At 75.0% G+C, this 9080-nt stretch carries 9 protein-coding genes; 5 read left to right on the top strand and 4 right to left on the bottom strand.

The annotated features are described in order from the left end of the window. The coding region (locus ABZ449_RS38290) for an ATP-binding protein (RefSeq protein WP_360355656.1) at positions 1-276 on the top strand (276 nt) is incomplete at its 5' end. Positions 277-300: 24 nt separating this feature from the next. Here ABZ449_RS38290 and ABZ449_RS38285 read toward each other — a convergent pair. The 4 genes from ABZ449_RS38285 to ABZ449_RS38270 all read right to left on the bottom strand — a co-directional run bounded on the left by ABZ449_RS38285 (position 301) and on the right by ABZ449_RS38270 (position 3341). Then, positions 301-708, bottom strand: coding sequence for a pyridoxamine 5'-phosphate oxidase family protein (locus ABZ449_RS38285; RefSeq protein ID WP_360355654.1), 408 nt, complete (start codon positions 706-708; stop codon positions 301-303). A 113-nt stretch (positions 709-821) separates the two neighbouring features. After that, a complete protein-coding gene (locus ABZ449_RS38280) occupies positions 822-1523 on the bottom strand; it encodes a response regulator transcription factor (protein ID WP_360355651.1) in 702 nt (233 codons plus the stop codon). Positions 1524-1742: 219 nt separating this feature from the next. Further along, positions 1743-2390, bottom strand: a complete 648-nt coding sequence (locus ABZ449_RS38275; RefSeq protein WP_360355648.1) for a hypothetical protein — start codon at positions 2388-2390, stop codon at positions 1743-1745. A 72-nt stretch (positions 2391-2462) separates the two neighbouring features. Beyond that, positions 2463-3341 (bottom strand): universal stress protein, encoded by an 879-nt coding sequence (locus ABZ449_RS38270; RefSeq protein WP_360355645.1) that lies wholly within the window; start codon positions 3339-3341, stop codon positions 2463-2465. Between the two features lie 377 nt (positions 3342-3718). Between ABZ449_RS38270 and ABZ449_RS38265 the strand changes: the two genes are divergently transcribed. From ABZ449_RS38265 to ABZ449_RS38250, 4 genes are all read left to right on the top strand, one after another. Continuing rightward, positions 3719-4489 (top strand): HPF/RaiA family ribosome-associated protein, encoded by a 771-nt coding sequence (locus ABZ449_RS38265; RefSeq protein ID WP_360355643.1) that lies wholly within the window; start codon positions 3719-3721, stop codon positions 4487-4489. 281 nt (positions 4490-4770) lie between these two features. Next, entirely contained in the window at positions 4771-7155 is a 2385-nt protein-coding gene (locus ABZ449_RS38260) for a phosphoketolase family protein (RefSeq protein WP_360355641.1), read from the top strand. A gap of 37 nt (positions 7156-7192) precedes the next feature. After that, entirely contained in the window at positions 7193-7990 is a 798-nt protein-coding gene (locus tag ABZ449_RS38255; RefSeq protein ID WP_360355640.1) for a universal stress protein, read from the top strand. Positions 7991-8139: 149 nt separating this feature from the next. Continuing rightward, complete coding sequence (locus ABZ449_RS38250) at positions 8140-8997, top strand: universal stress protein (protein ID WP_360355638.1); 858 nt, start codon at positions 8140-8142, stop codon at positions 8995-8997. The last annotated feature ends 83 nt before the right edge of the window (positions 8998-9080 follow it).

The raw sequence follows: 9080 nt of genomic DNA, 5'->3' as shown, positions 1-9080 counted from the left end.
GCGGAGGTCGCGGAACACGTCGTGGCCGTCCTGGGGGAGGCGCTGAGCAATGCCGCCCGGCACGCGAAGGCGAACCGCGTGGAGGTCGTGCTGCAGGCCATCGGGCAACGGGTCGTGCTGACGGTGCAGGACAACGGTGTCGGCGTGCCCGAGCAGGGGCGGCGCAGCGGGCTGCGCAACCTCGCCGAACGGGCGGAGGGCCTCGGAGGCGCGTTCGAGGTGGCCGGCCCGGCGACGGGCGGTACGCGGCTGACCTGGTCGGCTCCGCTGTCGTGAGGATCCGTCGTCCGCCGGGGGAGGTCACACCTCGGCGGGCGGTGAACCAGGCAGGGAACGCGCGGTCACCAGTTCCGGGCGGATCCGGATGGTGACGCGGCCGGCGACCGCCTCCGCGGACGGGCGAACGGGGTGCTCCTGGCCGGCGTCAGGTGTCACGTCGGCCCGTCCGAGGAGGGTGACGCTCCAGCCGCTGCCGTCCGCCTCGCTCAGTTCGCCGACCTCGAAGGCGACCACCGCGTCGGCGACGGCCCGGACGATCTCGGAGTCGGCGTCGGCGCGGAGCAGGACGCCGCCCTCCGACGTCACCCGGTAGCGGACCGGCATCACGGCCGGTAGCGCGTCGACGGTGTAGACCAGCCGGCCGACGGCCGCGGTGCTGAGGAGTCTCAGCCACTGCGGCCCGTCCGGGGATGTGGTTTCGGCTGTCATGGCATCCATGCTGGGCGGTGGCCGGGCCGTCCGCGAGGGGCTGATGGTCCCTCGGCGGGTCGCCGGGAGGTCCCCGTCCGCCCGGTGCCTTCGACCCCCTCGCGGGGCCCGGGTCACGCGGTGGTGCGGGCCGCCGAGGGGTCCTGGCCGGTCAGTACCCGGGTGGCCATGACGGCGGCCTGGACACGGCGCTCCACGCCGAGCTTGGCGAGCAGGCGGGAGATGTGGTTCTTGACGGTCTTCTCGGAGAGGAAGAGCCGCTCGCCGATCTGCCGGTTCGTCAGACCCTCCCCGATCAGGGCGAGGATGTCCCGCTCGCGCTGGGTGAGCTGAAGGGCGTCGGACGGCTGCTGGGCCGCGGCCTCGCCGCGCAGCCTGGCCATCAGCCGGGTGGCGGCGCCGGGGTCGAGCATGGACTGCCCGGAGGCGACCGTGCGGACCGCGGTGACGAGGTCGGTGCCGCTGATCTGCTTCAGGACGTAGCCGGCGGCGCCGGCCATGATCGAGTCGAGCAGGGCCTCCTCGTCGTCGAAGGAGGTGAGGATCAGGCAGGCCAACTCCGGCAACTGCGAGCGCAGTTCGCGGCAAACCGTCACTCCGTCGCCGTCGGGCAGCCGCATGTCCAGGACGGCCACGTCCGGGCGCAGCGCCGGCACGCGGGCGAGCGCCTGGGCCACCGTGGAGGCCTCGCCGACCACCGTGAGGCCGGGTTCCGTGTCCAGCAGGTCGTGCACGCCCCTTCGGACCACCTCGTGGTCGTCGAGGAGGAACACCTTCACGGGGTTGTCCGTGTCGGTCGCCAGGTCATCCGCCATCATCGCTCCGCCCTCGGCCCGCCTCGGCGGGCAGGTCGTACAGATCCCTGGCAGTGTGCCGGAATCCCGGGCGAACCGGTAGAGCGGACCGGCTCCGTGTCGCGGGTGGTGCCGACGTCGCGGCCGTTGACGAACCGCTCGGGCGGGACGCCGTCCGCCGTCCGCTGCCGAGGGCACCGGCTGCGTCGGTGCGGTTCGTCCGCGGCCGCGGCCCGGGGGTCACCCCGCCCGGTTGTCGCGCGGGGTGCGACCGTTCCACCGGGGCTCGAAGGACGCCCAGGAGCACTGCCAGGCCTCGTCGGCCCGGCGGTCGAGGACCATCAGACGGATGCTGAGACCGGCGATGAGGAGAGCGGCCAGGCCGCCGAAGGCGAGGAACCCGAGGCAGGCCGCGTCGGCGCCGGCCTGGATCGTCCCCTGCGGGGGAGGGACGGGCCGGCCGGAGTCGTCGACCCGGATCCCGACGGCCGAACCGGTGGCGGTGCCGCCGGGAACGGCGACGGTTCCGGTGGTGCCGCGGCCGTCGGGGGAGGTCCACGCGGCTTCGGCCTCGTACCGCGTCCTCCCGCTGCCGGGCTCGATCCGTCGTTGTGCAGGGGTGAGCGTGACGGCCTGGACGGCGTGCAGCCGGGCGGCTGTCGTGGACTCCCGGTGGCGGACCGAGGTGAAGCGCTCCGCCGCCGCGCCGGCGCCGAGGACCAGGGCCAGCCCGATGCCGAGCGCGGTCAGCAGCAGCGCCCGGCTGCGGGAGCGGTCGACCGGGCGGACCAGCGGGTTGCCGTCCCGCCGGACCGCCCGCCGCAGGTGGTCGCGCCAGCGCCGGCGTCGGTGCGGGACCGGGCCGGCGGGACCGGGAACGGCGGTCATGTCGGAACTCCTTCGTCAACGGTTCGACGGCTCAACGGCTCGGCGGACGGCGGTGGCGGGCGCGGCCCGCTCTCACGGATGGGGGACCACCGCGACCGGAGCGGTCGAGTGGTGGAGCACGGCGTGGGCGACGGGGCCGAGCAGCATGCCGATGCGGTGGCGGCGCTCGCGCCGGCCGATGACGACCAGCTCGGCGCCGGCGGAGGCGTCCAGGACGGCGTTCGCGGCGCCGCCGATCCGGACGTCCTCGACGACCTCCACGCCCGGGTGGCCGGCCCGCAGCGGGGCGAGGTGCTCCGACAGCAGGGCAGTCTCGGTGCCCTCCTGGTCGGGGAGGTCCATCGGAGGCGGCATCATGCTTCCGAAGGCCCAGGCCGGGGCCGGCTCCCAGCCGTGGACGGCGCGCAGCCTGGCGCCGCGGCGCTCCGCCTGGGTGAAGGCGAACTCGAGAACGGCCTCGTCCGGTTCGCAGGAGTCGAGGCCGACCACCACCTCGCGGACGGGGGCGGTGTCCGTGCGCGGCAGGGGCTGTGCCTCGCGGACGAGGACCGTCGGGACGCTCGCGCGAGCGGCGACCGCGAGCGAGACCGAGCCGACGAGCAGGCCGGCGAATCCCCCGAGGCCCCGGGAGCCGAGCACCAGCATCCGCTGCCCCTGGGCTTCGGCGACCAACCCGTCCACCGGGTCGTCGCCCCGCACGGCGGTCTCCACCGTCAGGTCCGGGTGGGCGGTGCGGATCCGGTCGGCGACGCGGGCGAGGGCGTCGAGCGCGGCGGGCCTGAGGTCGTCGGGCCGCGCTTGCCGCTCGGCTTCCGCGCCGCTCAGCCAGGGCCAGACGTGGAGCAGCCGCAGGGCCGCTCCGAACCGGTGGGCCTCCTGCGCCGCCCACATGGCGGCGGCCTCGCTCTGCGGCGAGCCGTCGAGGCCCACCAGCACCTGCTGCGTGGTCACGGGTACTCCTTCGATGCCGGTTCGGGGCCGGGCGCGTCGTCGTCCGGCGGCACCAATCTCCCGCCGGGCCCGCGGCCGACCCAGGGCCGGACGGGACCGGTTGATGGGCCGCTGGTCCCGACCCGGGCGAACGCCGGGGGCCCGTTCGCCTCGTGCGCCGCTGTTCGGCCCGGCACCCCCGGGACCATCGGGCGGGTGCAACAGGGACCGCCGGTGCGGACGAGCGGGACCGTTGGCCCATGGGAGGCACCGCCCGCGGATCCGAAGATCTTCAACGACGGGCGACGGCACGGACCGGGCCCGTCCGCACGGTTCGGAACGCACACCACGGTCCGACGCGCGCACCACTGGTCAGACGCACCGGAGAGGGAACCACGATGAACCGACTGCAGACCCGCCCCGTCCCCGACATCAGCGTGACGACCCGCGGTGAGGTCACCCTGGCCGCGCCCGACTACGCCAGGACCAAGCTGCTCGCCGTCCTGGAGAGGCTCGACGAGCCGGTCCTCGCCGTCCGGGTGAAGCTCGCGCAGGAGCCCAACCACGCCGTGGCCAGGCCGTCGGTCGCCCAGGCCACGCTCGACCTGAACGGCCGGCCCGTGCGCGCCCACGTCGCCGCCACCACCATGCAGGAGGCCGTCGACCTGCTCCAGGACCGGCTGAACGCCAGGATCGCCCGGATCCGCACCCATCGGCACCACCACCGCCACCACGAGGACCGGCCCGCCGCCGGGCACGAACACCGGCCGCAGCGCCGGGAACTGGGCAGCGAGGAGCGCCGCATCGTGCGGCACAAGACCTACAGCCTCGCGCGGCAGAGCGCGTGGGCGGCGGTGCTCGAACTGGAGGCGATGGACTACGACTTCCACCTCTACACCGACGCGCACACCGGCTGCGACAGCGTCGTCCAGCACGACGGGGCGACGGGGGCGTACCGGATCGCCTCGGCCGGAACGGCGCCCGCGGCCGAGCCGGGCATCTCGGTGAGCACCCGGGCCGTACCGGAACTGAGTGTCGCCGACGCGGTGGCGCGGCTCGACCTCGGCGGCCTGCCGTTCGTGTTCTTCACCAACAGCGAGACCGGGCGCGGCAACGTCCTGTACCACCGGTACGACGGCCACTACGGCGTCATCACCCCGGCGGACTAGGACGGGGGGTGGGCCGGGGGGGGGTCGGGGGCAGGCGGGGGGGCGGGTAACGGCGTGGGGGGGGAGAGGGCAGCCCTCTCCCCACCCGGCCGTTCGCGGTGCGGTGCGGCGCGTGGTGCGGGGCCATCCGGATGAACTCGCGGCCGGCAGGGACCACCGGCCCCCGGCATCCCGTGGAATGTGGCCTGTTGGGCCCTGAGCAGGCGCCGGCCGAGGGGCGACGATGAAGTCGACCGACCACCGGCGGTCGGAGAGCCGACGAACCCGAGGAGCGCGCAGCCATGTCCGTCCATCCCAGCCCGGCGCCCGGCGGACCCTCCGAGGAGGAGATCCGCGCGCTCGACGCCCACTGGAGGGCCGCCGACTACCTGTCGGCGGGGCAGATCTACCTGATGGCCAACCCCCTGCTGCGCGAGCCGCTGCGCCCGGAGCACATCAAGCCCCGCCTGCTCGGCCACTGGGGCACCTCGCCCGGCCTCAACCTGGTGCACACCCACCTCAACCGGGTGGTCAAGGCCCGTGACCTGGACGCGATCTGCGTCTGGGGCCCCGGGCACGGCGGGCCCGCCGTGCTGGCGAACTCCTGGCTGGAGGGGAGCTACACCGAGACCTACCCGAGCGTCACCCGCGACGAGGCCGGCATGGGCCGGCTGTTCCGGCAGTTCTCCTTCCCCGGCGGCGTGCCCAGCCACGTCGCGCCCGAGACGCCGGGCTCCATCCACGAGGGCGGCGAACTCGGCTACGCGCTCTCGCACGCCTACGGCGCCGCCTTCGACAACCCCGGCCTGCTGGTCGCCTGCGTGATCGGTGACGGCGAGGCCGAGACCGGACCGCTGGCGGCCTCCTGGCACGGCAACAAGTTCCTCGACCCCGTCCACGACGGCGCCGTGCTGCCGATCCTGCACCTCAACGGCTACAAGATCGCCAACCCGACCGTGCTCGCCCGGCTGCCCGAGGAGGAACTCGACGCGCTCCTGCGCGGGTACGGCCACCTCCCGCTGTACGTCAGCGGCGACGACCCGCTGACCGTCCACCGGGCCATGGCCGAGGCGATGGACACCGCCCTGGACCGGATCGCCGCCCTCCAGCACGAGGCCCGCACGGGTGGCGGAGCCGACCGCCCGCGGTGGCCGCTGATCGTGCTGCGCACCCCCAAGGGCTGGACCGGTCCCGCGGAGGTCGACGGCGTGCCGGTGGAAGGCACCTGGCGCGCCCACCAGGTGCCGCTGGACCAGGTACGGGACAACCCCGCCCACCTCGCCCAGCTGGAGGCGTGGCTGCGCTCCTACCGGCCCGAGGAGCTCTTCGACGACCACGGCCGGCCCAGCGCCGAGGTGCTGGCCTGCGTCCCCGAGGCCGACCGCCGCCTCGGGGCGAACCCGCACGCCAACGGCGGCCTGCTGCTGCGCGACCTGCCGATCCCACCGCTGGAGCGCTTCGCCGTGCCCGTGGACAAACCCGGCACCACCCTGCACGAGCCCACCCGGGTGCTCGGCGACCTGCTCGAACGGCTGATGGCCGACACCGCCGGGCGCAGGGACTTCCGGCTGGTCGGCCCGGACGAGACCGCCTCCAACCGGCTCCAGGCCGTCTACGAGGTCACCGGCAAGGCGTGGCAGGCCCAGACCCTGCCCGTCGACGAACACCTCGCCCGCGACGGCCGCGTGCTGGAGATCCTCTCCGAACACACCTGCCAGGGCTGGCTGGAGGGCTACCTCCTCACCGGCCGCCACGGCCTGTTCTCCTGCTACGAGGCCTTCGTCCACATCGTCGACTCCATGGTCAACCAGCACATCAAGTGGCTGCGCACCACCCGGGCGCTGCCCTGGCGCGCGCCGATCGCCTCGCTCAACTACCTGCTCACCTCGCACGTCTGGCGCCAGGACCACAACGGCTTCTCCCACCAGGACCCGGGCTTCGTCGACCACGTCCTCAACAAGAGCCCCGAAGCCGTCCGGGTCTACTTCCCGCCGGACGCCAACACCCTGCTCGCCACCGCCGACCACGTCCTGCGCAGCCGCGACTACGTCAACGTGGTCGTCGCCGGCAAACAGCCCTGCTTCGACTGGCTCGACCTCGACCAGGCCCGCGCCCACTGCGCCCGGGGCGCCGGGATCTGGGAGTGGGCCGGCACCGAGGACGGCACCCGGGAACCCGACGTCGTGCTCGCCTGCGCCGGGGACGTCCCCACCCAGGAGGTCCTCGCGGCCGCCCAGCTGCTCCGCCGCGGTCTGCCCGACCTGGCCGTCCGCGTGGTCAACGTGGTCGACCTGGCCCGGCTGATGCCCGCCGAGGAGCACCCGCACGGCATGCCCGACCCCGAGTTCGACGCCCTCTTCACCCGCGACCGACCGGTGATCTTCGCCTACCACGGCTATCCGTGGCTGATCCACCGCCTCGCCTACCGGCGCGCCGTCCACCCCCAGGTGCACGTGCGCGGCTACAAGGAGTCGGGCACCACCACGACGCCCTTCGACATGGTGGTCCGCAACGACCTCGACCGCTACCGGCTCGTCATGGACGTCATCGACCGCGTCCCGGGCCTCGCCGTCCGGGCCGCCGCCCTGCGCCAGGAGATGGCCGACCGGCGCACCCGTCACCACGACTGGATCCGCGAGCACGGCACCGACCTGCCCGAGATCACCGACTGGACCTGGGAAGACTGACTCGCAACCAGGGGGGCCGACCGTCAGGAGATCAGTGATGGACCTGCCCGTCGCCGTCGGAGTCGACGGCTCGGACCCCAGCCTGGCCGCCGCCGACTGGGCCGCCCGCGAGGCGCTGTCGCTCGGCCGTGAGCTGCGCGTCCTGCACGCCCTGCCCCTGATGCCCGATCTGCTCCCGGGCCCGTCCGTCGGACGGCGGACCGGCCCGGGCGGCCTACTGCACGAGGTGCGCCACGTCCTCGCGGTGCGGTACCCCGGGCTGGAGACCCGCGCCGAGGAGGTCCACGACGTCGCCCCCGCGGCTCTGCTGGCCGCGGGGGAGGACGCCGAACTGCTCGTCGTCGCGGCCCGCGGTGCCGGCGGCTTCCCGGGACTGCGGGTCGGGTCCACCGCCCTGCACCTCGCGGCCCGGGCCGGCTGCCCGACCGTGGTGCTGCCGGTGGACCCGGCCGGTCCGGAGCCGCGCGAGCAGATCGTGCTCGGCCTGGACGCCCGCCGACCGGCCGAGGCAGCCCTGGAGTTCGCCTTCGCCGCGGCACACCGCCACGGACTGCCGCTGCGGATCGTGCACGCCTCGGCCACCGGCGCACCGGCCGACGAGGAGGAACTCCTCGCCCGCGCCCTCGCCCCCTGGCGGGCCGCACATCCCGAGGTCGAGGCCGTCGCGGACAGCACGGACACGGGAGCCGGCCTGGCACTGGTGGAGGCGTCGGCCAAGGCCCGGCTCCTGGTGCTGGGCAGGCGGTGCGCGCTCCTGGTCGGCGCGCTCGGACCGATCGGCCACGCCGTCCTGCACCACGCGCTCTGCCCGGTCGCCGTCGTCCCGGACTCGTGACCGGGACCTTCGGACCGTCCCTGGGGCTGCTCGGCCCCTGGGACCGGCCCGCGGCAGGCGCGATCGTGGATCGCACGCCGGGTCGTCGGCATCCGCGCCGCGACCGTCGAAGACCATCGAAGACCGTTTCACAAGGGAGGGCCGTCATCATGCCGTACGCCGTAGTGGTCGGAGTCGACGGATCGGAGCCGAGCACGGCAGCGGCCGAGTGGGCCGCCCGGGAGGCGCACCGCAGCGGCCGGCCGCTGCGGCTGCTCCACGTCGGGGGAGCGGGCTCGACCGCGCCCGGGGAGTCCGACCGCGGCGGCGAGCTGCCGCCGTCGGTGCTCGCCACCCGGGACCACCTCGCGCGCCTGCTGCCCGGGCTGGAACTGACCTGCGACCACATGCCGGGGAACCCGGCGTACGCGCTCGCCGCCGCCGGGGGCCGCAACGGCCTCCTGGTGCTCGGCTCGCGAGGTCTGGGAGGGTTCACCGGGCTGCTGGTCGGCTCCGTCTCGCTCCGGACGGCGGGCCACGCGAACTGCCCCGTCGTGGTGATCCGCGCCGGGGCCGACGGACGGGACGGTGAATCCGGCGACGTGGTGCTCGGGCTGGACAGCGACCAGGCCGACCCGGACGTCATCGCCTTCGCCTTCGAACAGGCCGCAGCACGGGGTACGACGCTGCGGGTGCTGGAGAGCCGGCAGGTGCCCGCGGGGCCGTACTCGACCGAGCCCGTGGTCTACCAGCCGGAGGTGAGGGAGGCGCTGGAGGCCGCGGAGCTGCTGCGGCTCCAGGACGCCCTGGCGCCCTGGCGGGCGAAGCACCCGGAGGTCCGCGTCGAGGCCGAGCTGACCGCCTGGCCGGCCGGTCGGGCGCTGGTGGAGGCCTCCCGGAGCGCCTGCCTGACGGTGGTGGGGCGTCGCCGGCCCAGGCTCCACCCGGCCGCGCCCTGGCTGGGCCACGTCACCCACGCCGTCCTCCACCACGCGCACAGCCCGGTCGCGGTCGTGCCGCACGACTGAGACCGGCTCGGCCCACGGCCGTGGGGGGGGGGGGGGGGCGGCCGCCCCCCGCCCCCGGCGGGGGCCCCGCGCCCGCCCCGGGG

Source organism: Kitasatospora sp. NPDC005856, assembly GCF_040629945.1.
GTDB lineage: Bacteria > Actinomycetota > Actinomycetes > Streptomycetales > Streptomycetaceae > Kitasatospora.
This window is presented reverse-complemented; position numbering and strand designations above follow the sequence as displayed.

What these genes read in the sequence shown, in the direction of transcription:
- ABZ449_RS38280 (WP_360355651.1), bottom strand. Translation starts at nt 1,523, where the DNA reads ATGGCGGATGACCTGGCGACCGACACGGACAACCCCGTGAAGGTGTTC.
- ABZ449_RS38265 (WP_360355643.1), top strand. Translation starts at nt 3,719, where the DNA reads ATGAACCGACTGCAGACCCGCCCCGTCCCCGACATCAGCGTGACGACC.
- ABZ449_RS38250 (WP_360355638.1), top strand. Translation starts at nt 8,140, where the DNA reads ATGCCGTACGCCGTAGTGGTCGGAGTCGACGGATCGGAGCCGAGCACG.
- ABZ449_RS38255 (WP_360355640.1), top strand. Translation starts at nt 7,193, where the DNA reads ATGGACCTGCCCGTCGCCGTCGGAGTCGACGGCTCGGACCCCAGCCTG.
- ABZ449_RS38285 (WP_360355654.1), bottom strand. Translation starts at nt 708, where the DNA reads ATGACAGCCGAAACCACATCCCCGGACGGGCCGCAGTGGCTGAGACTC.
- ABZ449_RS38260 (WP_360355641.1), top strand. Translation starts at nt 4,771, where the DNA reads ATGTCCGTCCATCCCAGCCCGGCGCCCGGCGGACCCTCCGAGGAGGAG.
- ABZ449_RS38275 (WP_360355648.1), bottom strand. Translation starts at nt 2,390, where the DNA reads ATGACCGCCGTTCCCGGTCCCGCCGGCCCGGTCCCGCACCGACGCCGG.